This is a genomic window from Volucribacter psittacicida (assembly GCF_004339025.1).
In the GTDB taxonomy this organism is placed as follows: Bacteria; Pseudomonadota; Gammaproteobacteria; order Enterobacterales; family Pasteurellaceae; genus Volucribacter; species Volucribacter psittacicida.
Window position 1 is genome coordinate 300,918 of the sequence record NZ_SMFT01000002.1, and the last position, 25,199, is coordinate 326,116.

Below are 25,199 nucleotides of genomic sequence, written 5' to 3' on the forward strand. Positions count from 1 at the left end.
TATTTTGCATAATTATGATAGCTAAAAGAAAGCTCCGCTAAATGCAATTTTTTAACGGAGCTAAATTCAAGAAAGGTTTAATTAGAATTTATAAGATAAGCTGGCAACGCCACTAATGCCCTCACCGTAATAACAATAGTAATCACAGCCTGCGAGATATTTACGATTGCCTAGGTTATCAATATTTACTCTAGCTTGCCATTGTGGCGAAATATTATAGCTAGCAAAGAGATCCACTAAGGTAGCGGACGGTACTTTGGCACCTGAATATAATGATCCTGTTGCAGTGACACTATTACCAATATAACGCAAACCAATGCCTGCATTAAAATCAGGGGTAAATTGATAAGCTAAACGGCTCGCAAGGGTATGTTTTGGAGTAAGTGCAGTTCTTGCTCCTGTTTTTCGCTCTACTGAGTTTAGATAAGTATAGGCAAATAAAGCGTTTAATCGTTCAGTAATATTTGCTCTTAATTCAAACTCTATTCCTTTTCGTTTTGTTGGTGTTCCATTTTCTGCCCCCTCTCCTGTTGCTGACATAACTAATGCCCCTGTATCGCGAGCTTGGAAGTAAGCTAATGAAATTGTACCATCTAACCAACTTGGCATATATTTCACCCCAACTTCATGTTGACGAGAAATAATAGGTTTATAGAGAGTTTCATTTGCATTTAATCCTGCAGGCAAAGAAAATGCCTCACTATAAGCATAATAAGGATTTAAACCTAAATCATTAAAATACATGATTGAACCTTGATACGAGGTATGATTATTTTTATCAGAAAGTAATCGACCAAGTTCTGTATTTCTTATGCGATCATGACGGAGCCCTAATGTAACGCCCAATTTATCCCATAAACGAGCATTATTTTGTACATAATAACCTTGTTGGATATATTTAATATGCACATGAGGGGCATTAATACTATAAGGCTGTCCATAAGAAAGCGAAGGATTATACACATCAACGCTACTGGCTTCCCCTGATAAAGTATAAAGGGAATTAAAATCCTGATGACGATAATCAAAACCTGCTAATAAGGTATTTTCTAACCAATCATTGTTATATTGCCAAGTCATACGATTATCAATACTATGGCTTTTTGCACGCCCATTGTTATATACAACACCTCGAGTTAAATCATTGGTAAAGGGAATAGGGTTCCAGTTTGCATCATACAGGGAGGGATAAGCATAAGCCCCTTGATGTTGATTAGAAATATATTGATAACGATAATTTTGGCTAAAGGTTAAACCTGCACCAAAATCATGGCTAAATTCATAACCAATACTTTTTACATGATTACGCTCATAATCTTGGGTAGGATCGCCAAGGTTAGCATGACGAGCAATTTTACCTTGTGGGGTTGCAACTAAAGAGCCTAATTGTGGTAAGAAATTTGAGCTTGGTACACCCACATTTTTTAGATAGCTAGCAAGCAGGGTTAAATGAGTGCGATCGGAAATATCCCAGCTAAGAGAGGGAGCAAAATAATAGCTTTCTGACCAAGTGCCATTCCATTCGCCGTCGGCACGTGCATAAGATCCCACTAAACGGTAACGTAGGCTATTATCCGCATTTAATCCGCCCGTATAATCCAATCCAATGCCACGTTGATTTTTGTTACCTACATAACTAACGATCGTACCCCCCCCCACAAGATCTTTATGTGGGCGTTTACTAATATAGTTAATTAAGCCGCCTGATAGAGCTTTACCATAAGCCATAGAATCAGCACCTTTAACTACCTCTACCGCTTCAAGCCCAAACAAGTCAATTTGTGGGGTAAAAAAGCCTTGCTCTAACATCGGGGAGCCATCTAAAGATTGACTGACTTTTGCACCACGAATATTAAACCAGTTTGTATTGGTATCTGAGCCATAGGTTTGATTAACAAACCCTGCTTGATAACGCCCTAATTCATCGGCTTTTACCACGCCTTCCTCTTGTAAGGTTTGCTGGCTAATCACTGTGGCAGATTTTGCTTGATTAAAGGGTTGTGCATCAAGTTTATTTAATGTACCCACCACTTCAATAGCCTCTAACAATTCTGCTTGTGAGCTATTTTCTTCTGCGAATGCTGGGTTGATTGCCATAGCGATGGCACTGGCTAAGCCAGTATAAACAAAGGATTTTTTCATTGTTAAGTTCCTAGTTAGGTTAAGCCCACAAGGGGCGGTTACAAAGCGAAAAATATCACTTTTTCGCTTATTCTATTTTAAAATATAGCCGTTTCAGCTTGTCTGATGTTAAATTGAAACCACTATATATTACACTTTACGCATCATCACTAAAAAATAGCTACCGCCAAGTAAGGTGGCGACCAATCCCGCAGGAATTTCATAAGGGAAAAGTAGCTGACGTCCTAGCCAATCTGCCGTAATCATAATAATGCCACCCAATAAGGCAGCCACAATAAGCTGTTGATAAACCCTTGCCACCACTAAACGGGCTAAATGTGGCACTAATAAACCAATAAAACTCAGAGGCCCGATAATCAAGGTGGCGATGGCTGTGAGCAAGGCAGAAAATAAAATTAAAATCCACCGCACTTGGCGTAAATTTAAGCCTAAGGCTTGTGCCATAGGGGCTTGTAAGCCTAAAATTTCTAACCAACGGCTAAATAACAAACTTATGCTAAATAACGCCAAGCTAATTAATAAAAAGCCCCAAGCGAAATGGCTTTCTACGGGTTGAATGGAGCCTGATGTCCAGTTAAGTAATAAAATGGCTCTCGGATCACCACTGGCAATGGCTAATCGTTGTAAGGTATCAAATAATGCTGACAAGGAAATCCCTGTGAGTAGCACTTTTTCTGGCAACATACCATTGGTTTGATTAATCAGTAATAATAAGGATAACGCCAGTAACGCCCCAATAACCCCAGCTAACCAAAAAAATACAGGGTTTTGGCTAGAAAAGAAAAACAGCAACAGCAAAATCCCCATACTGGTGCCTGAGGATATGCCCAGTAATTCAGGGCTTGCCATCGGATTTAGGGTAAGCCGTTGTAATAAAACCCCAGCGGTGGCTAATAAAATTCCTACGGCTAACGCCATTAATAAACGGGGATAGCGTAACCCTATAACAATATCTTGCCATGTATCTTGATTTAGCCAATGCCAGCCTTGTCCGCTACGCCCAAAATTTAACGCCACAAAAATCACAGCGAACAAAAGCAACAAGGCAATGCCGATAAAGTGCGGTCTAAATTTAATTTGTTTTGTGGTAGTGGTTTCATTCAGTCCTGTGGCTTTCGGCAAGGTGCGGAACATTAACCATAATAATAAAGGTGTGCCTAATAACGCGGTTACTGCCCCTGTGGGTAAATGAATACCTCGCCATAATGCCAATAATTGCAACAATAAATCCGTGATTGCCAGTAATAATCCGCCACAATAAAATGCCAAAATAAGCTGATATTTTAGGCGACGCACCCCTAATTGACGCACCAAGGTGGCAGCAATCAAGCCGATAAATCCTAACATACCTACCGCACTGACCACACAAGCGATCAAATAACTTGCTATGGCAATCCCAAGAAAACGCAAGCGAGCCACAGGGACGCCTAAGCTGACGGCATTGCTTTCATTTAAACTTAAAATTGTGAGTGGGCGTATTAATAGGGCAATAATCAATAATATTGGGCTTATTTGCCAAAGAAGCCATTAGCTGTCGTGCCAAGATTCTTGCACCAATGAGCCAGCTCCCCATAATGCTAAGCCTCGCGATTCTTCAGGATAAAATAACATCATCAGTGATGAAAACGCACCAAAATATAAATTTACCACTAAACCTGCCAAAATCAGCAGTAAGGGCGACATAGTTTTACGCCAAGCTAAACAAAATACTAATAACAAACTCACCACCGCACCGCCTAAAGCGATCAGGCTTGCCCCATAATGTAAACTGGCTGGAAATAAAATGGTGGCTAAAAATAAGGCAAATTGGGCGCCACTGCTGATCCCAATGGTGCTGTCGGATACCAAATTATTTGCCATAATTTGTTGTAATAAAAGGCTTGCTAAACCTAATGTCCCGCCCGCTAATAACGCCATAACAATACGAGGTAGGCTATAGTTTTGCAATAACAATACCTCAAGATCTGTGGACTGACGGAATAAATCCGTTAGATTAAAGTGAGCGGGTAATTGTTGGCTTAACAACATTATCGCTAACACGAAAAATAATAAGCATAAGCCCACAAAGAAAAGTGCGGTGGGTTTTGTGTTTATTTTTACCAAGGTTCCCCTCCTGTTTGTAATGCCTGCACCAAGGTTTGGGCAAAACGCTGTGCTGAGGGAATACCGCCAAAGGTCCAAATGGCAGGCAAAACTAAGGTGTTTTCATTGAGCTTTAAATATTGCCATAAACTATTATGGCTAAGAGCTTGCACCACATTGGCAGGATAAGGTTTTATCACTACAAGTCTCACATTTTGGGGTAATTGGCTTAATTGGGTAATATTGATAGTGGCAAATCCCCAAATATTATATTCCCCTTGCCAAGCATTATGGAAACCCAGCTGCTTTAACACAGCTCCAAGTAAACTATTTTCCGCATAAATGCGTAAGTGGCGAGTGTCAATAAATTGCACTAAGGCAATGGGACGTGAGGTAAAAGGCTGAGCCTGTGGTACTAACTGTGCAATCTGTTTGTCAAAATTTGCCAATAATTTCTCCGCATCATCCGTTCGCCCTGCTAAATTTGCCACTTGCTGAGTGGCGGTAACAATATTTTGCCAAGCATTGCCCGCTTGATAAAAATCCACCATTTCTACTTGAGCAAAGGGCTTGAGCGTTGCACTTGCCATAGCATAAAAAGGGGTATTAATAAAAATAAGTGGTTGTTCGCTATCTTGCTTGGCTAACCAAGCCACTTGCTCAAGATTAGGTTGATGACGAAGCCCTAAATCAATAATCTTTGGTGGTAAGCTAGGCTTTGCCACCCATTTTTTATAAGCCTCAACATCGCCAATCGCCACAGGCTCAACCCCTAAAGCTAACAAGGTTTCTGCTACTGTCCAATCAAGGCTTGCATAACGATCTGATCCCATTTGAGCCTGTGCTAAAACAGCGAAAAAGCAACAGCAAAGTGCGGTGAAAATAAACAAAATTTTTTTCATTAGTAAAAGCTCACTGGGCAAGTGGTATCAGGGTGAGGTATCACATTAAGTTGAATACCATAAATCGCTTGTAAATTAGGCTGAGTAATCATTTGTTGTGGCGTACCTTGCATTAACAAACGCCCACGATGTAAGGCGATTAATTCATCACAAAAATAGCTGGCAAGGTTAATATCATGAATAACAATCACCACCCCTAATCCCAATTCTCGGCTTAATTGACGAATTAACTGCATAACTTCCACTTGATGAGCAATATCCAAAGGGGCTAAGGGTTCATCAAGCAATAAAAATTGGCTTTGTTGAGCTAATAACATGGCTAACCAAATGCGAGAACGCTCACCACCAGAGAGGGTATCAATAAATTGCTCGGCAAATTGACAAGTATGGGTCAGTTGCATTGCCCGTTCAATCGCCTGCTGATCCGTTTCAGTTTGACGCCCCAATAAACCATTCCAAGCATAACGCCCCATAGCAATTAATTCACGCGCCGTTAATTGGGTTGAAGTAGGCAAATGTTGCGGTAAATAAGCCACTTGTTTCGCAAAATCACGACTTCCCCAACAAGAGGAAATATCCTGTTTATTAAGCAAAATCTGCCCACCACTGATTTTTTGTTGGCGAGCCATTAACTTAATCAAGGTAGATTTCCCCGAACCATTATGCCCAATTAAGCCATAAACCTTGCCAGCATTAAAATTCAAATCAAGAGGATATAACAAGGTACGTTGCGGAATCACAAAAGACACCTGTTTTAATTGAAACACAATTTCCTCTCCTTATTTTTGCTGACATCAATACTGTGGAAAAAATCGGCGAGATTTTAACGAGAAATGAAAATAATTTCAATTTGGTTTGATAATTAGGTCACAATAACTTGTGATGAAATATCAACTTATTTGAATAATATTGGTTTAGTAATTCTGCTTTTTCCGTTAGAATAATTCCATTTTTATTTAAAATAGCATTAATAATGAATAATCATGATACCCAATGGAAACCCTCTGCTCCAATAGAAAATTTATTGGCGAGGGCAAAAATTATCGCAGATATACGTCGATTTTTTACAGATCGAGGTTTGCTTGAAGTAGAAACCCCCGTATTAAGTGAATTTGGCGTAACAGATGTACATTTATCTACCTTTAGTACAGAATTTATCGCACCTTTTCAACATCAAAATAAACAACTGTGGTTAATGACAAGTCCTGAATATCATATGAAACGTTTATTATCCGCAGGCAGTGGACCAATTTTTCAGCTTTGTCGCGTGTTTCGTAATGAAGAAGCTGGGAGTAAACATAATCCTGAGTTTACGATGTTAGAATGGTATCGCCCTTATTTTGATATGTATCGTTTGATCAATGAAGTGGATGATTTACTACAACAAATCTTGGATTGTGAGCCTGCAGAAAGTTTTAGCTACCAATTTGTTTTTCAACAATATGTTGGGCTTGATCCGCTTTCAGCCGAAAAATCAGAATTATTAGAGAAAGCACAAGAATATGGTTTTCAAACCTCTGAAGATGAACCAAGAGATACCTTGTTACAATTTTTATTTAGTGCGGTGGTTGAACCGAATATTGGCTTAGAACGTCCCATTGCGGTTTATCATTTTCCAGCCACTCAAGCCGCCTTAGCACAAGTGAGTTCCGAAGATCATCGTGTTGCAGAACGATTTGAGTTTTACTATAAAGGACTAGAATTAGCGAATGGTTTTCACGAATTAACGGACAGCAAAGAGCAATTAAGTCGTTTTGAACAGGATAATCGTCAACGCCAAAAATTGGGCTTAGAGCCACAGAAAATTGATCATCGCTTTATTGCAGCTTTACAGGCAGGTATGCCGAATTGTGCTGGTGTGGCATTAGGTGTTGATCGCTTATTAATGATTGCCCTCAATGCAACAGATATTAAAGAAGTATTAGCTTTTGGTATTGATAATGCATAAAGAGCGGTGGATTTTTTAATTATTTTGAGGAAATTATGTCTGAATTATTAATCGCATTTATTTTAGGAATTGTGGAAGGGCTTACTGAATTTTTACCTGTATCTTCCACTGGTCATATGATCATTGTTGGGCATTTACTAGGCTTTGAGGGAGAGAAAGCTGCAACCTTTGAAGTCATTATCCAATTAGGGTCTATTTTAGCCGTTGTTGTTGTATTTTGGCGTAAAATGTTCGGTTTAATCGGTATTCATTTTGGGGAAAAACAAGATAAAAACCAACCTCACTTAACCTTAGTACATATTATTTTAGGTATGATCCCTGCTGTGATTTTAGGGCTAATTTTTCATAGCCATATTAAAGGTTTATTTAGTCCAGAAATGGTTATGTACGCTCTTGTTGCAGGAGGGATTTTGTTATTATTAGCAGAGAAATATCGTCCTCAAGTAAAAGCTGCTACTTTAGATCAAATGAGTTATAAACAAGCCTTTACGATCGGTTTATTTCAATGTCTTGCTTTATGGCCAGGATTTTCACGTTCAGGTGCAACCATTTCTGGGGGATTGTTAATGGGCGTGGGGCGTCAGGCAGCGGCAGAATATTCTTTTATTTTAGCCGTTCCTATGATGATGGGAGCAACCATATTAGATTTATATAAAAGCCTTGATTTTCTTAGCCTTGATGACTTACCAATGTTTGCAGTAGGATTTTTTACTGCTTTTGTTGTTGCTTTAATCGCAATTAAAACCTTTTTAAATCTTATTAAAAAAATTTCTTTTGTGCCATTTGCCATTTATCGTTTTGTGGTTGCGATAGTGGTTTATTTTGTATTTATTCATTAATCGGTATGATAGAAAAAGAGCTGCTGATAATTTTTTCAAATTATCAGCAGCTCTTTTTATTTAAAAAATTCTTTATAAATATAATCTTATATTTTCCGCTTAATCTATTGTGATCAATTAATTTTCCCTTAGGTTCACTCAATAAACCTTCTAATCAATTTGTTGTTTTTTCATATTTAATTTCACACACTTTTCGAAGGTAAATATCTTTCATAATATTTAATGCTCGCGAGTATTCCCTTAATTCTATACACACAAGACTTAGTCCGTTTAATTTCTTTAAATACGCCGATTATTATAATATTCATGCAGCTCATTTTTCAGTTATTAAAAACTCTTACTAACCTTACTAAAATAACATATCGTTTTTAACTGCCAGAAAAATCAGGTATTGCCAGCTTTTGTTAAAATACAGGATTGTTTTGCTTTCATTTAGTTTAGTGGAAGTTTGATTCATCAAACTCTAAAATACGATAAGGTTAGCGTTATTTTTAGATTTTCGGTGGGGCAATAAGCTATTTGACTTTTATTTTAGCTGAGCCTTCAAGTTTTTTGACCATAGTTCATTATACCTTGTTTTAAATCATTTTTTATAAGCCTCGTGTTAGACAAAACAAATTCAGCCATAACTTGCTCTATAGTACAGTTTCTACATAATAGGTTGCATTAAAATCAGATAAACAAACCTATTCGGTTTGACCAACATTAATCTAGTTTTACCCATAGTTAAATAAGGCGAATCCAGTGTTTAACAATGGATTTTGAGAGGTTAAAATAACAATAAGTCTGAGCAAGTTGTTATATTGAAAATAAAAATTAACGACTATGTTATTTAACTACTTGGGTGTATTTTGTCATAAAAAAATCTGCTCCTTAATTGGTTGGGAAATCCAACTTTTGAGGGCAGATTACAGTTAAAATTATAGTACTTTATTGACGCAACAACGCCAATACTTCTTCGGTTTTTTCTGTCATTAACGCTTTATCACCACGGGTTTCTAAATTTAAACGTACAACTGGCTCTGTATTAGAGCTACGCAAATTAAAACGCCATTGTGGATATTCTATGCTAATGCCATCAATTTCTTCAACTTTAATCGCATTAGGAGCGTAATATTCTTTGACCCGTGCGATACTTTGTTGTGCATTTGTCAATTTGCTATTAATTTCGCCCGGTGATGGGTAACGTTTAACGCTTTCATTGACTAATTGTCCCAGGCTTTTTCCTGTTTTGCATAAAAGTTCCATCACTAATAACCAAGGGATCATACCGCTATCGCAATAATTAAAATCACGAAAATAATGATGAGCACTCATTTCACCGCCATAAACGGCATCTTCCGCTCGCATTTTTTCTTTAATAAAAGAATGCCCTGATTTAGACATTATCGCTTGACCGCCGTTTTGTTTCACCACTTCTTCGGTATTCCAGACTAAACGTGGGTCATAAATAATTTTGGCGTCAGGTTGTTTTGCTAAGAATGCTTGTGCTAATAAACCGACAATATAATAGCCTTCGATAAATTCGCCATTTTCATCAAATAAAAAACATCGGTCAAAATCACCGTCAAAAGCAATTCCCATATCTGCCTGATGTTTTTTGACAGCATCTATCGTATCTTGGCGATTTTCGTGTAGTAATGGATTAGGAATACCATGTGGAAAGGTACCATCAGGGTTATTATGAATTTTTATGATGTTTACGGGAACTTGATGAGCTTTAAATTGTGCTTCAATGGCATCAATAATATGACCTGCTGCTCCATTACCCGAATTAATGACGAGTTTTAATGGGGTTAATTCCGTCAGATTGATATAAGAAAGTAAATGTTCTACATAATCACCAACCACAGATTGTTGCTTATAACTCCCTCGTTGGCTTACCGCAGGAAAATGATTTTCTTCGGCTAAACGTTGTATTTCAGCTAAACCTGTGTCAGCACTAATAGGACGAGATCCTTCTCGTACCAATTTTAACCCGTTGTAATCCATTGGATTGTGGCTAGCCGTTACTTCTATTCCGCCATCAGCTTGTAAAAAGGTGGTGGCAAAATAAACTTCTTCTGTTCCTACTTCACCAAGATCGATTACATTAACGCCGGAATCTAATAATCCATTGGTTACCGCACTTTTAAGTTCTTTACTGGTTAAACGAACATCGCCGCCAACCACAATGGTTTTTGGCTGTAAGAACTGACCAAAAGCACGTCCAATACGATAGACAATATCGGCATTTAATTCGCTTCCTAATTGACCACGAATGTCATAGGCTTTGAAACAGGTTAATTTTTCCATAATTTATTTCCTACCTATTAAGGTGTATCTTTTTTGTCTTGAGATGCTTTAATTCGCCGATAAATTTCTTCTCGATGAACTGAAACCTCTTTTGGCGCATTGACACCAATTTTAATTTGGTTACCACGCATATTCAAAATTGTGATTGAAATATCATCGCCAATGAGTAAGCTTTCGCCAAGTTTACGGGTTAATATTAGCATACAAACTCCCCTTTTATTTGTAATTTATATCGGAAATATCCTTATTACTTAAAAGATCCTTCTTACTCAAGATATGATAATTACAACCATTTATCATCATAACCAAACCAACCTGTTGGTTGGCGTGGTGAACATAAGCTGTGATCTGTCACAAATAATTCATATTAAAATATAATTACAAATGTGCTTGTAACCAATCTAAACAACCCGATAATGCAACATCAATGTTATTAGGTTGAGTACCGCCAGCCATCGCCATATCAGGACGACCACCGCCTTTTCCACCTACTTGTTGAGCTAACACGTTCACTAACTCACCAGCTTTCACTTTGTCTGTAAGATCCTGTGTCACGCCTACTACCAAGTTTACTTTTTCGCCCATCGCTGATGCAAAAACAATGACTGCTGAACCTAACTGATTTTTCAGATCATCGACCATTATCCGTAAGGATTTGCTATCTAAATTATCTAAACGTTGCACAACTACAGCAACATCATGAATTTTGATTGCATTTTTAGCCAAGTCTGCACCAGCTTGCTGAGCCATTTTGTCTTTTAATTGTTGTAATTCTTTTTCGGTTTTCTTCGCTTTATCTTGTAATTGATGAATTTTATCAACAAGAGAGTTTACATCAGATTTTAATAATTCCGCACTTTGTGTTAACAAAGATTGTTGATGATGTAACCAACTTATTGCTTGTTCACCCGTTACCGCTTCAATACGACGAATACCCGCTGCGACGGCAGTTTCCGCAGTGATTTTAAATAAACCAATATCGCCAGTACGTTGAGCATGGATACCACCGCATAATTCAATAGAAAAATCTCCCATACCCACAACACGTACTTGCTCACCATATTTTTCGCCAAATAATGCCATTGCGCCTTTTGCTTTAGCATCATCTAACGCCATCACTTCAGTCATAATCGGATAATTAGCCCTTACTTCTTGGTTTACCAGACGTTCAATTTCAGCTAATTGCTGTTTTGTCACAGGCTCTGGTTGCACAAAGTCAAAGCGTAATCCCGTATCAGCGACTAAAGAACCTTTTTGTGCAACATGTTCTCCTAACACTTGGCGTAACGCTGCGTGTAATAAGTGTGTTGCAGAATGATTTAAAGAAGTGGATTGACGGCGTGCTACATCAACGACGGCATTCACCATCTGCCCAACTTGTAAACGTCCTTGCTGTAATTCGCCAATATGACCAAAAACTTGCCCATATTTCTGCGTATCAGTCACTTTAAATGACAAATCCCGACTTGTTAAATAACCCGTATCGCCGATTTGTCCCCCTGATTCCGCATAGAATGGCGTATTTTCCAAAATAACCACCGCACTTTGACCCGCTTCAATGCTGTCAACAGCTTTACCTTCATAAAAAAGTGCGGTCACTTTTGCCAAAGATTCTGCTTCAGTATATCCTTCAAACTGAGTTGAACCTTCAACACGAATGATATTGTTGTAATCCATCGCAAATTGATTGGCGGATTGTGCTCTCACACGCTGTTGTTCCATTGCCAGCTCAAATCCTTGCTCATCAATCGTAATGTTACGCTCTCGGCAAACATCAGCCGTCAAATCTAATGGGAAGCCATAAGTATCATATAATTTAAATGCCACATCGCCTGATAATTGCCCATCTTTTACTTCCGCTAATGCCTCATCGAGAAGTGTCAGCCCGCGTTCTAAGGTACGAGCAAATTGTTCTTCTTCTAAACGTAATACTTTTTCAATTTGGGCTTGTTTTGTTTTTAGCTCTTTCGCGGCACTCGCCATCACTTCAATTAATGTCGGCACTAATTTATAGAAAAAGGCTTCTTTCGCTCCTAATAAATGCCCATGACGCACAGCGCGGCGAATAATACGGCGTAACACATAGCCTCGCCCTTCATTGGACGGAATCACACCATCAGCAATAAGATAAGCACAAGAACGAATATGATCTGCTATCACGCGTAACGATTTATTCTTTAAATCCTTTTCACCCGTAATTTCGGCAGCTTTCGCAATTAATGTTTGGAAAATATCAATATCATAGTTAGAGTTGACATGTTGTAAAACCGCAGCAATCCGCTCTAATCCCATACCTGTATCAACGGAAGGCTTTGGTAATTTCTCCATTGTACCATCGGCTTGGCGATTATATTGCATAAAAACCACATTCCAAATTTCAATATAACGATCGCCATCTTCCTCTGCAGACCCTGGAGGCCCACCCCAAATATGTTCACCATGATCATAAAAAATTTCAGTACAAGGACCACAAGGCCCCGTATCGCCCATTTGCCAGAAATTATCTGAAGCATAACTTCCAGGCTCACCTTTATTATCGCCAATTCGAATAATCCGTTCAGCAGGCACCCCAATTTGTTGATGCCAAATATCATAGGCTTCCTGATCGGTTTCATAGACGGTTACCCATAATTTTTCTTTTGGTAACCCAAGCCATTGTGCTGAGGTTAAATATTCCCAAGCAAAATGAATAGCATCCTGTTTAAAATAATCGCCAAAACTGAAATTTCCCAGCATCTCAAAGAATGTATGATGACGAGCGGTATAACCCACATTTTCAAGATCATTATGTTTACCACCAGCTCGCACACAACGTTGTGCTGTGGTTGCGCGAGAATAAGGACGCTTATCTAAACCAAGAAAAACATCTTTAAATTGATTCATACCCGCATTAGTAAAAAGTAAGGTAGGATCATTATCAGGAATTAAGGAACTGCTTTCTACGATCTGATGACCTTTACTATGAAAGAAATCAAGAAATGACTGTCTAATTTGTGCTGTTGTCTTCATTAATAAACCTTACTATAAGCCTTAAAAATATACAGGGTATATTCATAAAGGTTATCATTAATAATTTTTTGCCATATTGTGGCATACTTTTAAGGTTTATCCAAATTATCCAACAATAAATTTTCTGATTAAGGAAAGATATATAAAAATTATTAAAAAACCTACCGCACTTTTGCAAAACAAGCAATAAGTGCGGTCAATTTCTGTTATTTTTTTATTCGTCACGCAATGGGACAACTAACATATCTACCGTAATATTATTCATAACTTGACGGGTAGAAGACATAAGTTTACTCCAAAAGTCTTGATGATGCCCTGTTACCAGTAAATCAACATCATATTGTTTCACCGCATCAGATAACACCTGACCTAAATCTCCGCTACCACTTAATTTTTCGGTTACAGGATATCCCGCTTGTTCTGCTAATTGAGTGAGAGATTGCTGGGTTTCACTGGAAATACGATCTTGCATAGAAGACATATTCACATCAATTAATCCCGTATAAAGATCCGAGAAATTCACATCCACGTGAATAATGGAAAGTTTAGCCTCATTTCTTTTGGCAACGCCCGCTGCTTTTTCCAATAAAATTACACTTTCATCAGAAAGATCCACCGCAACTAAAACATGTTTATACATAATTTGCTCCTTATCAGATCTAAACATTAACAGAATAGCTTGTTTATGATTAAATATTACCACCAAAATAGAAAAAAAGTCGCGATAAAGATCACATAATGATAAAAAATATTTCCAAATATGATGATCTTTATTTATTCACTTCATTTATTTTATAAGGAATTCTTATGCCAAAATATAATATTCAAGATTTTATCACTATCATTGCTAAACTTCGTGATCCAAATGGTGGCTGCCCATGGGATTTAAAACAAAATTACCAAACAATGATCCCTCATTTACTTGAAGAAAGCTATGAAGTCGTAGAAGCCATTGAACAAAACAATACCGAAAATTTAAAAGAAGAACTCGGCGACTTACTATTACAAGTAATCTTTTTATGCCAACTTGCCCAAGAGGAACAAAAATTCAATTTTACTGATGTTGTACAATCCGTCTGTGAAAAAATTATTCGCCGTCATCCCCATGTTTTCGGAGAAAGCAAAGCAAATAATGAAGAAGAGGCATTACAAAACTGGAATCAAGTCAAAAGCGAAGAATACCAAAATGCAGGACATCAGTCTATTTTAGACAATATCCCCTATGCTTTTCCAGCCCTTATGCGAGCAGAGAAATTACAAAAACGCTGTAGTAAAAAAGGGTTTGATTGGAATAACATTAATGCTGTTTTTGCCAAAGTAGAAGAAGAATTACAGGAAGTCCAACAAGAACTTAATAAACCGCAACCACAGCAAGATAAAATAGAAGAAGAAATGGGCGATTTATTCTTTGCCTGCGTTAACTTAAGTCGTCATCTAAACTGTCAAGCCGAACAAACCTTACGCCAAGCCAATCTGAAATTTGAAAAACGCTTCCGTTTTGTTGAACAACAACTCAAAGCACAGAATAAATCCTTAGATGAAAGCCACTTAGCTGAAATGGATTATTGGTGGGAGCAGGCGAAGAAAGAAAGTTAATTATGTGATAGCTGTTTTAATTAAAAGTAAGCAAAGAAATGCCCCTTAGAAAAATTCTGATCCTGTGTTTCAACTTGAACCATCACGACACATTTCTGAACTCGCCTCGCTTTGTAAGACTCAGGAGGCAGAAATGTGTCTAAATTTTTGATGGCAGATCAAGATCACAGGTGTAATGGACAAAAAAGTGGGTTAAGGCCTTATACTACAAACTTCAAACCACTCTTTAGTGACCATTTTTCCATTACACCTAGAAATTAACCCAACGCCACTCTCGCATTTCTAAACAATCGCATCCAAGCACCATCTTCCGACCAATCTTCTGGATACCAAGAATTGCTGACAGCTCGGAATACACGCTCAGGATGTGGCATCATTGCGGCGACACGTCCATCAAGATTAGAAATGGCGGTAATGCCTAATACTGAGCCATTTGGGTTAGCTGGATAAGTTTCGGTAACAGCCAAGTGATTATCAATATATTGTGCTACAACTAAATTTTGTTGTTGTAACCCAGTTAATTGTTGTTGAGATTTGAACTCCACTTGTCCTTCCCCGTGAGAAACGGCGATTGGTATATGTGAGCCTGCCATTCCCTTGAACCAGAGGGACGGGGTTTCATTAATTTTGAGCAAGGCAACACGAGCTTCAAAACGTTCAGATTTGTTGCGTACAAATCTCGGCCAGTTTTCTGTTCCTGGGATAATTTCCGCTAAATGTGAGATCATTTGACAGCCGTTACATACCCCTAAGGCAAGGGTATTTGGGTTGGCAAAAAATTGGCTAAATTGTTCTCTTAATTGTGGGTTAAACAAAATAGATTTTGCCCAGCCACCGCCTGCGCCAAGTACATCGCCATAGGAGAAACCGCCACAAGCCACTAAGGCATTAAAGTCCGCTAAGTTATGGTGTCCTTGCATTAAATCACTCATATGCACATCAATGGCATTGAAACCTGCTCGGTCAAAAGCTGCCGCCATTTCATAATGGCTATTCACACCTTGCTCACGCAAAATAGCGATAGTCGGTTTTGCGCCTGTGGCAATAAATGGGGCACTAATATCTTGATTGACATCATAACTGAGTTTAACCGATAAACCAGGATCATCAGTGGCTTGCTTGCTGGCAAATTCTTGATCAGCACAATCAGGATTATCACGCAAACGTTGCATTTGGTGGGTCAATTCCGCCCAAATACGGCGTAAGGTTGAACGTTTTTCACGCAATAAAGTTTTTGTAGCACGGGTAATTTCAAATTCATCTTGCGTGGTTACCACACCAATATCTTTGGTAATCGCTAATAAATCATATTGTTTTAGAATTTCACGCACAGCCACTAAATCAGTTTCTCGTACTTGAATCACTGCCCCTAATTCTTCATTAAACAATACGGCTAAATCATTATCGCCTAATGCGGAAATATCTATTTGCACACCACAATACCCTGCAAATGCCATTTCGGCTAAGGTTGTGATTAAACCGCCATCAGAGCGATCGTGATAAGCCAATAATTTTTGTTCACGCACTAAGGTTTGGATAGCATCAAAAAAGCCTTTTAAGCGAGCGGTGTTCACAATATCTGCTGGCTTATCGCCTAATTGTTGATAAACCTGAGCCAATGCCGTTGCCCCTAAGCGGTTATGCCCTTCGCCAAGATCGATTAATAATAAACGGCTTGCACCTTTATCAGTACGCAGTTGTGGTGTAACGGTTTTACGCACATCTTCTACTCGAGCAAAGGCACTAATGACGAGGGATAATGGTGCGGTAACGGTTTTCTGTTCGCCGTTTTCTTGCCAAGCGGTTTTCATTGACATAGAGTCTTTACCCACAGGAATGGTAATGCCTAATGCTGGGCAAAGTTCTTCGCCCACCGCTTTAACGGCTTCGTATAAGCCAGCATCTTCGCCTTGATGCCCTGCGGCGGCCATCCAGTTAGCGGATAATTTAATTCTTTTAATGTCGCCAATATCGGTGGCGGCAATGTTGGTAATGGATTCAGCGACCGCTAAACGTGCGGACGCGGCAAAATCCAATAATGCCACAGGGGCACGTTCGCCCATCGCCATAGCTTCGCCATAATAGCTATCTAAACTGGCAGTGGTTACCGCACAATCTGCCACTGGCACTTGCCAAGGTCCAACCATTTGATCCCTTGCCACCATACCTGTTACAGAACGGTCGCCAATGGTAATTAAGAACGTTTTTTCTGCGACTACAGGCAAGCGTAATACCCGATGTAATGCCTCTTTCAGTTCAATGCTTTGTTGATCCAAAGCAGGGCTATTCACGCTGGCTTTTTTGACATCTCGCGTCATTTTTGGTGTTTTACCCAATAGCACATTCATCGGTAAATCAATGGGCTTATTATTAAATTGACTATCCGCTAATTCTAAATGGCGTTGTTCCGTTGCTTCTCCAATCACCGCAAAAGGTGCTCGTTCACGCTGACAAAGGGCGGTAAATAAACCTAATTTTTCTGGGGCAACCGCTAAAACATAACGCTCTTGCGACTCATTACACCAAATTTCTAAAGGGCTCATTCCCTTTTCATCACATAAAATCTGGCGTAACTGAAATTTACCGCCACGATCCGCATCGTTCACTAATTCTGGCATCGCATTAGATAACCCACCAGCCCCCACATCGTGAATAAATAAAATTGGGTTTTGTTCCCCTAATTGCCAACAGCGGTCAATCACTTCTTGGCAACGGCGTTCCATTTCTGGGTTATCACGTTGTACTGAGGCAAAATCTAAATCTTCTTTTGATTTACCGCTGTCCATTGAGGAAGCCGCTCCGCCACCTAAGCCGATATTCATCGCTGGGCCACCTAATACAATCAGTTTTGCCCCCACTGGAATTTCGCCTTTTTGCACGTGTTCCGCACGAATATTACCGATTCCACCCGCTAACATAATAGGTTTATGATAGCCACGCACTTCTTCGCCGGCAAAGCTATTCACCTTTTGTTCATAAGTACGAAAATACCCTAATAAAGCAGGGCGACCAAATTCATTATTAAATGCCGCACCGCCTAATGGGCCTTCAATCATAATATCTAAAGCAGAGGCAATGCGTTCTGGTTTAGATAATGGGGCTTCCCAAGGTTGCTCAAAGTTAGGGATCACTAAGTTAGATACCGAAAAGCCCGTTAAACCTGCTTTTGGTTTTGCTCCACGTCCTGTGGCGCCCTCATCACGAATTTCGCCCCCCGAACCTGTTGCTGCTCCCGGGAAAGGCGAAATCGCTGTTGGATGGTTATGAGTTTCTACTTTCATTAAAATATGCGCATCTTCTTGATGGTAACGGTATTGTCCATCTTGATCAGGGAAGAAACGTCCCACCTTTGATCCTTGCATCACCGCTGCATTATCTTTATAAGCGGACAACACATAATCAGGGGTTTGTTCAAAGGTATTTTTAATCATCTTAAACAAGGATTTTTCTTGTTTTTCGCCATCAATAATCCAATCCGCATTAAAAATTTTATGGCGACAATGTTCCGAGTTGGCTTGAGCAAACATATAAAGCTCAATATCGTGTGGATTGCGTCCAAGTGCGGTGAAATTTTCCACTAAATAATCAATTTCATCTTCCGCTAATGCCAAGCCTAATTGAGTATTAGCTTGTTCTAAGGCTTGTCTGCCGTCCTTCAAAATATCCACTTCAGTAAAAGATTTCGGCTCTTGTTGAGCAAACAAGGCATCAGCTTGGGCAATATCCGTGATCACGGTTTCCATCATTCGATCGTGTAATAAACGGGCAAGCTGTTGATATTGCTGTTCCGTTAAGGCTTGCGCAAAGGAAAAATAATAAATAACCCCTCGCTCCAAACGCTCCACCTTATTTAAACCACAATTATGGGCAATATCCGTTGCTTTTGATGACCAAGACGAAATGGTGCCAATGCGAGGGATAACAATCAGACTTTCGCCCTGCGTGGCTTGTTCCGCTAAGGTTGGACCATAATGCAATAATTCCGTTAATGCTTGTTGCTCAAGGGCGGTCAGTTTTTCAGTTAATTTTGCAAAATGCACATATTCGGCATAGACAGACGTTACCGCTAAATCCGCTTTAGCAAAACGCGTTAATAATTGATTAATACGGAAATCAGATAAGGCTGGTGAGCCACGAAAGGTTTGAATCATAAACAATAACACCCTTTTTAATTAAAAACTGGCGGTTATTATAAAGTAAAGCGAATAAAACGAAAACGTTTGCTTTACAAAAATCTCAACAAAACCACAGACTTTTCATGGCAATTTTCACATAAGAATCAAGCAAAATATGCCAATACCCTGTGATTTTTAAAATGCGATAAGGATACCTTCCAGATTTATACTTATCTTTCTATTTGTTAAATCCGCATTTCCTGTGTACAATCGCAAGATTGTTATTTTCACTTATTTATCCCATTGAAAGGTTTATTTTTACGCATTATCGTTGCCGTCGGATTATTACTTTGGGCGATTGACATGGTATTTCCATGGCAACGCATACTTTTATCCGAAGAAAATCATTACAATGTTATTCAACAACGTGGAAAAATCATCGTTGGCACAATTAATAATCCCGTATCCTATTTTATCGGACAAGATGGTGCGGCTGGTTTAGAATATGAATTAAGCAAAGCCTTTGCTGATTATCTTGGGGTACAGTTAGAAATGCGCACATTAAGCAATAATGATGCCTTATTTAACGCGCTCAATAACAATAACATTGATATTGCGGCAGCTAATCTCCTATACCAACCAGATAAAGCACATCATTTTCAAATAGGCCCAGCTTACTATTCCGCCTCCTGGCAATTAGTTTATCGTAAAGGAGAATATCGCCCACGTTCATTAGCAGAAATTAATGACAAATTGCTTATTGCGGGCGGATCTGAATTAGCCAAAATTTTAATGGACTACCAACAAAACTATCCTAACTTACAATGGGATAATAAAAATGACAGTACCCAAGAGGAATTATTACTAAAAGTTGCCGAAGGGGAGATAAATTATACCATTGCAAATTCTATTGATGTCCTTGCTATTCAACAAATTCGCCCCCAAATTGCGGTGGCTTTTGATATTACCGATGAAGCTCAAGTACATTGGTATCTTCCTGCAAGCTCTTACAATGAATTACAAGCTAGCTTACTGGAATTTATGAATCAAGCCCTAGAAACAGGAGCTATCGCTCGCATTGAAGAAAAATATCTCAATCACTTTTCTAATTTTGATTATGTGGATATGCGTGCTTATTTAAAAGCCATTGAAAATATTTTACCCCTTTATCAACCTTTATTTGAAAAATACAAAGGCGAACTTGATTGGCGTTTATTAGCCGCCATTGCCTACCAAGAATCCCATTGGCAAGAAAATGCCACCTCCCCAACAGGCGTAAGAGGCATGATGATGCTAACCAAAGCAACGGCAGATCGTATGAATGTCACTGATCGAACGGATGCAGAACAAAGTATCAAAGCAGGTTCAGAATATTTACACTTATTAATCAACCAAATGCCCGCCACTATCCCACCAGAAGATAGAATTTGGTTTGCGTTAGCCGCTTATAATATGGGATTAGGACATTTACTTGATGCAAGACGTTTAACCTCCAGTTTAGGCGGAAACCCTGATAATTGGTTAGACGTGAAAAAAAATCTTCCCTTATTGGCAGAAAAACGCTACTACGAAAAACTCAAATATGGTTACGCAAGAGGCTATGAGGCTTATCGTTATGTGGAAAATATCCGCCGTTATATGAATAGCATCGTAAACTATCATCGTTTACAAACGAATAATGAACAAATAAGCGAACAAAACACCGTTGAAAATAACGAAACCAACAATTAGGAAATATTATGGCTGTTAGACGTAAAAAAATATTCTTAAAACAAAAAACTTCATTCCGCATCTCACAAAATCGTGCATTACGCTTAAAACGATTAAGACAGAGAAAAAAAATGGTATCATCACGCCATTCGTTGCAATTTATGTTACAACAAGACGCATAAAGCCTCAGTTTTTCTTTAACCTAACTATTAGTGTAATGGAAAAATGAGAGAAAAACGGATTAAAGTCTTATACTATAATCATTTCAATTTAAAATAAAGCAAGGCGGTACATCGAAGACAATACCAGTAGTACAGCAAGTCCTACCAACGATGTATCATTTCAAGTGGAACGACTATACAAAGCTTTAACCTAATAAACATAAAGACTTAAGAGCGCATTAACGAATATTAAATATTATGAAAAATAATTAACAACCATTTTGTTCATTACGCCTATCTATTCGGTTGCTTCCACTCTCCCCTCAACCAAACGAAAAGTGCGGTGATGTTGTCCTTGCATTTTGGCGAGTTGTTCATTGGTAATCGCACTAATAAAGACTTGTGATTGGCTGGCTTGTAGTCGTTCAGCTAATAATCCTCGCTTGTTTTCGTCAAGTTCTGAGGCAAAATCATCAATGAGGAAAATGCAATGGCGGTTTTTTTGTTGCATTAAATTCTCCCCTTGTGCCAGACGTAAGGCACACATTAATAATTTTAATTGTCCTCGAGATAATACGTCTTCTACGGGCAATCCGTTGGCTTTAAAGCGGAAATCGGCTTTTTGTGGCCCCGACATAGTGTAGCCTACCGCTTTATCACGCATAAAGTTTTGGGCGAGTAATTGGCTATAATCACTGTCTTTATCCCAACCTTGGTAAAAGCTGACGCTGATTTCCAATTCGGGGAGAAATAATTGGCAGGTTTGTTCTATTTCTGGGCGTAGAGCTTCGGCATATTCTGCTCGCCATTGGCTGACTTGATATGCCAATTTTGCTAATTCATTATCCCAAATTTTTAGTTCTTCATAATATTGAGCTTGTGCTAGTGCGGCATTACGCTGTTTAAGTAAGCGGTGTAAACTTGCCCAAGCTCGATGAAAGGCGGGTTGATGATGAAATAATCCCCAGTCTAAAAAAGCTCGGCGGTAACTTGGTCCGCCATTAAGTAGATTTAAGCCTTCTGGGGTAATGATTTGCATTGGTAGTAGGTGAGCAAGATCAGAAATTTTATTACCATCTTCACCGTTAATTTTGACGATACTATTGCCTTGTCTTAATTTTTGTAACCCGACTGACCATTGATGCTGATGTTCTTGTATTTTACCATGTAGGATAAAGTGCGGTTGATCATAAGAAATTATTCGATTACTGACCGCACTTTTAAATGAGCGTCCATGTCCTAAATAAAAAATCGCTTCAAGTAGGCTGGTTTTGCCACTGCCATTATTGCCAACCAAAAAGTTAAAGCCGTGATCTAATTCAAGATCAACGGCTGCAAGATTTCTAAAATTCTCAATCAATAAACGAGAAAGTGCCATAAATTATAAACGCATTGGCATAATCACGTATTCTGCACTGGCATCTTCGCAATCTTCAATAAGACAGCTTGAAGATGAATCAGTTAGACGCATACGGACTTGATTGCACTTTAACGCATTGAGTACATCTAAAATGTAGGTAACATTAAAGCCCACTTCCATTTCTTCGCCCGTATAAGCTACATCAATAATTTCTTCTGCCACTTCTTGTTCTGGGTTAGAGGCGGTAATGGTTAATTGGTTTTGGTTTAATTGTAAGCGGACACTACGCACTCGCTCATTAGAAAGAATTGCCGCGCGTGAAAAGGCTTGTTTGAGTAAATCCCAGTTAGCCTCAAGGATACGGTTGGCGTTGCGTGGTAAGACTCGACGGTAATCAGGAAAACGACCATCAATTAATTTTGAGGTAAAGATAATGTTTGGTAATTGAACACGAATATTATTGGTGCCAATTTGTAGCTGAACCTCTTGGTCGTTATGTTCTAATAAGCGCATTAATTCAATAACGCCTTTACGCGGAACAATAACAGAATGGGTTTGTAAATCTTGCTCTAAGGCAATGGTACAAACCGCAAGGCGATGTCCATCGGTTGCCACAGTGCGTAATAAATTGCCTTCTGTTTCAAATTTCATACCATTAAGAAAATAGCGAGCATCTTGGTTTGCCATAGAAAATTGCGTGGCTTCAATTAAGCGGCGTAAGGTGCTTTGTGGCAATGAAAACGCCACTTCTGATTGCCAAGCAGCTAGATTAGGATATTCTTCCGCTGGTAATGTGGTTAAGGTAAACTTACTCCGTCCAGAGCGAACAATGGCACGATCTTCTTCAAGTAAAACTTGAATTTCTGATTGCTCAGGCAGGCTTTTACAAATATCCAATAATTTTTTGGCAGGCATTGTAATATTTTGATTTGCTGAGCTAGACATTAACTGTGCTTGGGTGGAGAGCTCTACTTCTAAGTCTGTGCCAGTAATGATTAACCTTTCACCTTCCACTTGCAGTAAAACATTGTTAAGCACAGGAATATTCGGTCGCCCACTTAATACGCCACAAACTTGTTGTAACGGTTTTAACAAATTTTCTCTTGAAATGATAAACTGCATAGTTTGTTCCTTATGAGGATAATGTTCGGATCAAATTAGAAAAATCTTCTTGTACACTGGTATCATCTTTGCGTCTTTGTGCCACTGTTTTACAGGCGTGCAATACGGTTGTATGATCACGATCACCAAAGGCTTTACCAATTTCAGGCAAGCTACGGTTGGTTAATTCTTTCGCCAATGCCATCGCCATTTGACGAGGGTGAGCAATGGATTTGGTTCGCACCTTACCTTTTAAATCTGACACTTTAATACGATAATATTCTGCCACCACTTTTTGAATATTCTCAATGGTCACAAGGCGATCTTGTACCGCAATCATATCCTTCAAAGACTCTCGAGCAAAATCAATATCAATTTTTTTACCGGTAAAATCCGCGGTGGCACTAATTCTATTTAATGCTCCCTCTAATTCTCGCACATTAGCACGCAATTTTTGTCCAATAAAAAAGGCGACTTCTTGGGGTAAATCAATATTTTTCTCTTCCGCTTTTTTCAATAAAATCGCAACGCGTGTTTCAAGCTCTGGGGGATCAATGGGAATGCTTAATCCCCAACCAAAACGAGATTTTAACCGTTCTTCAATTTTGTCTATTTCTTTAGGAAAGCGATCGGAAGCAAGGATAATTTGTTTTCCCCCTTCAAATAAGGTATTAAAGGTATGGAAAAACTCTTCTTGTGTGCCTTTTTTCTCCGCAAAAAATTGAATATCATCAATTAATAACACGTCCAATGAACGATAAAATCGCTTAAATTTCTCTATGGTTTCATTGCGTAAGGCTTTCACCATTTCTTGCACAAAACGCTCAGAATGAATATAAACGACTCTAGCCTGTTGATTATTTGCCAAAATACCGTTACCGATAGCATGCAATAAATGGGTTTTACCTAATCCTGTGCCACCGTATAAGAACAGTGGATTTGCCGTTGGTTCGCCAGGATTATCTGCCACTTTTTGTGCCACTGCACGTGCTAATTGGTTGGATTTCCCCTCAACGAAGTTTTCAAAAACGTGTTTAGGGTTGAGATTAGAACGAAAAACCGCATTTTTTTCAGTTTCAATCTCATGGTTTGCCTTTTGTTCCCTTTGCGCTTTTGACGCCAGCTCATCCATAGGCTGTTCTGGCTGCTTAAGAGGTTTTATTCCCTCTTGCAATTTTACACTAAACTCGGCATTTTGGCTGAGAAAGCGAATAATTTCCGTAATTTTCGCCAAATAATGGTTCTGTACCCAATCTCGCACAAAACGGTTAGAGGCATAGAGGGTTAAGGTATTACCACTCACATCCGCCTGTAAGGGACGTAACCATGTACTAAAATCTGTTGATGAAACCTGATCTTGTAATTGGGAAAGGCAATCTTGCCATAAAGCAGACACTATCTAGCTCCGTTATCTTTCTATAAGTCGTTCCTGCTTAAAATAATTCGGTATTAACACCGCTTGTGTTATTTTAAATTGAAACCACCAAATTTGTTGTCTTTTTTATTTTTAGCCACTCATTCTACAATAAAGACAATAAAAGATCTTTAACCAAATCATAAAAAAACTAAAAAAGGTGGCTTGAGATTTTATGATAAATCCGTATAATTCTGCCGTTATTCTTAACAACAAATAGGCGAAAAAATAAACGAAACCCCTAGGTTTTACTTTATTTGCCAAGATTTTAACGATTCTGATTTGACGAACTTAGGAATTATGATTAAAATTCCGTTCTTCATTTTATTACTGTAACCTTGTTTTTTAGAACAAATTCAATTAAGTGAGTAGAACATTATGAAACGTACATTTCAACCATCAGTATTAAAACGTAGCCGTACTCACGGTTTTCGTGCTCGTATGGCAACCAAAAACGGCCGTCAAGTATTAGCTCGTCGTCGTGCTAAAGGTCGTAAACGTTTAAGTGCATAGTCTTAATCCGCC

General features: G+C 38.8%; 16 protein-coding genes and 2 pseudogenes. 6 read left to right on the plus strand and 12 right to left on the minus strand.

From position 1 onward, the window contains the following. Positions 1-81: 81 nt before the first annotated feature. From EV694_RS04765 to EV694_RS04780, 4 genes and pseudogenes are all read right to left on the minus strand, one after another. On the minus strand, positions 82-2,142 hold the full coding sequence (locus EV694_RS04765; RefSeq protein WP_132690002.1) for a TonB-dependent siderophore receptor: 2,061 nt from the start codon (positions 2,140-2,142) through the stop codon (positions 82-84). 129 nt (positions 2,143-2,271) lie between these two features. Next, positions 2,272-4,245, minus strand: a pseudogene (gene fhuB / locus EV694_RS04770) (Fe(3+)-hydroxamate ABC transporter permease FhuB). Next, positions 4,239-5,126, minus strand: a complete 888-nt coding sequence (locus EV694_RS04775) for an iron-siderophore ABC transporter substrate-binding protein (protein WP_341538822.1) — start codon at positions 5,124-5,126, stop codon at positions 4,239-4,241. Before EV694_RS04775 ends, fhuB begins: the two are co-directional and overlap by 7 nt. A 257-nt stretch (positions 5,127-5,383) precedes the next feature. Further along, a pseudogene (locus EV694_RS04780) lies at positions 5,384-5,893 on the minus strand (ABC transporter ATP-binding protein); the annotation flags it as partial. A 206-nt stretch (positions 5,894-6,099) separates the two neighbouring features. Here EV694_RS04780 and epmA point away from each other — a divergent pair. Together epmA and bacA are read left to right on the plus strand one after the other, a co-directional pair. Continuing rightward, positions 6,100-7,074, plus strand: a complete 975-nt coding sequence (gene epmA / locus EV694_RS04785) for an elongation factor P--(R)-beta-lysine ligase (protein ID WP_132690007.1) — start codon at positions 6,100-6,102, stop codon at positions 7,072-7,074. A gap of 35 nt (positions 7,075-7,109) precedes the next feature. Further along, positions 7,110-7,913, plus strand: coding sequence for an undecaprenyl-diphosphate phosphatase (gene bacA / locus EV694_RS04790; protein ID WP_132690009.1), 804 nt, complete (start codon positions 7,110-7,112; stop codon positions 7,911-7,913). A gap of 930 nt (positions 7,914-8,843) precedes the next feature. Here the strand turns inward: bacA and EV694_RS04795 are convergent. The 4 genes from EV694_RS04795 to uspA form a co-directional block, all read right to left on the minus strand. Beyond that, entirely contained in the window at positions 8,844-10,208 is a 1,365-nt protein-coding gene (locus tag EV694_RS04795) for a phosphohexomutase domain-containing protein (RefSeq protein WP_132690011.1), read from the minus strand. 17 nt (positions 10,209-10,225) lie between these two features. Further along, positions 10,226-10,411, minus strand: a complete 186-nt coding sequence (gene csrA / locus EV694_RS04800) for a carbon storage regulator CsrA (RefSeq protein ID WP_132690014.1) — start codon at positions 10,409-10,411, stop codon at positions 10,226-10,228. A 175-nt stretch (positions 10,412-10,586) separates the two neighbouring features. Beyond that, complete coding sequence (alaS, locus tag EV694_RS04805; RefSeq protein WP_132690016.1) at positions 10,587-13,217, minus strand: alanine--tRNA ligase; 2,631 nt, start codon at positions 13,215-13,217, stop codon at positions 10,587-10,589. Positions 13,218-13,431: 214 nt separating this feature from the next. Further along, the gene (gene uspA, locus EV694_RS04810) at positions 13,432-13,857 is read right to left on the minus strand and encodes a universal stress protein UspA (protein ID WP_132690019.1); all 426 of its coding nucleotides are present in this window, start codon (positions 13,855-13,857) and stop codon (positions 13,432-13,434) included. Between the two features lie 167 nt (positions 13,858-14,024). Here uspA and mazG point away from each other — a divergent pair, with 167 nt between their 5' ends. After that, positions 14,025-14,813, plus strand: a complete 789-nt coding sequence (mazG, locus tag EV694_RS04815; protein ID WP_132690021.1) for a nucleoside triphosphate pyrophosphohydrolase — start codon at positions 14,025-14,027, stop codon at positions 14,811-14,813. A 257-nt stretch (positions 14,814-15,070) separates the two neighbouring features. On the opposite strand, the gene purL is transcribed toward mazG, so the two are convergent. Beyond that, positions 15,071-18,964 (minus strand): phosphoribosylformylglycinamidine synthase, encoded by a 3,894-nt coding sequence (purL, locus tag EV694_RS04820; RefSeq protein WP_132690023.1) that lies wholly within the window; start codon positions 18,962-18,964, stop codon positions 15,071-15,073. A 267-nt stretch (positions 18,965-19,231) separates the two neighbouring features. Here purL and mltF point away from each other — a divergent pair, with 267 nt between their 5' ends. Together mltF and EV694_RS10870 are read left to right on the plus strand one after the other, a co-directional pair. Continuing rightward, positions 19,232-20,659 (plus strand): membrane-bound lytic murein transglycosylase MltF, encoded by a 1,428-nt coding sequence (gene mltF, locus EV694_RS04825; protein WP_132690026.1) that lies wholly within the window; start codon positions 19,232-19,234, stop codon positions 20,657-20,659. Between the two features lie 8 nt (positions 20,660-20,667). Beyond that, a complete protein-coding gene (locus tag EV694_RS10870; protein ID WP_165865499.1) occupies positions 20,668-20,820 on the plus strand; it encodes a hypothetical protein in 153 nt (50 codons plus the stop codon). 277 nt (positions 20,821-21,097) lie between these two features. Here EV694_RS10870 and recF read toward each other — a convergent pair whose 3' ends face one another. Genes recF through dnaA form a run of 3 tightly spaced genes read right to left on the minus strand, consistent with a single transcriptional unit; the run spans position 21,098 to position 24,656 of the window. Next, on the minus strand, positions 21,098-22,177 hold the full coding sequence (gene recF, locus EV694_RS04830; protein WP_132690028.1) for a DNA replication/repair protein RecF: 1,080 nt from the start codon (positions 22,175-22,177) through the stop codon (positions 21,098-21,100). A 3-nt stretch (positions 22,178-22,180) separates the two neighbouring features. Continuing rightward, the gene (dnaN, locus tag EV694_RS04835; RefSeq protein WP_132690031.1) at positions 22,181-23,281 is read right to left on the minus strand and encodes a DNA polymerase III subunit beta; all 1,101 of its coding nucleotides are present in this window, start codon (positions 23,279-23,281) and stop codon (positions 22,181-22,183) included. 10 nt (positions 23,282-23,291) lie between these two features. Beyond that, on the minus strand, positions 23,292-24,656 hold the full coding sequence (gene dnaA, locus EV694_RS04840; protein ID WP_243645976.1) for a chromosomal replication initiator protein DnaA: 1,365 nt from the start codon (positions 24,654-24,656) through the stop codon (positions 23,292-23,294). Positions 24,657-25,052: 396 nt separating this feature from the next. On the opposite strand from dnaA, the gene rpmH reads away from it, so the two are divergent. Further along, a complete protein-coding gene (gene rpmH, locus EV694_RS04845; protein WP_084255372.1) occupies positions 25,053-25,187 on the plus strand; it encodes a 50S ribosomal protein L34 in 135 nt (44 codons plus the stop codon). Positions 25,188-25,199: the final 12 nt, after the last annotated feature.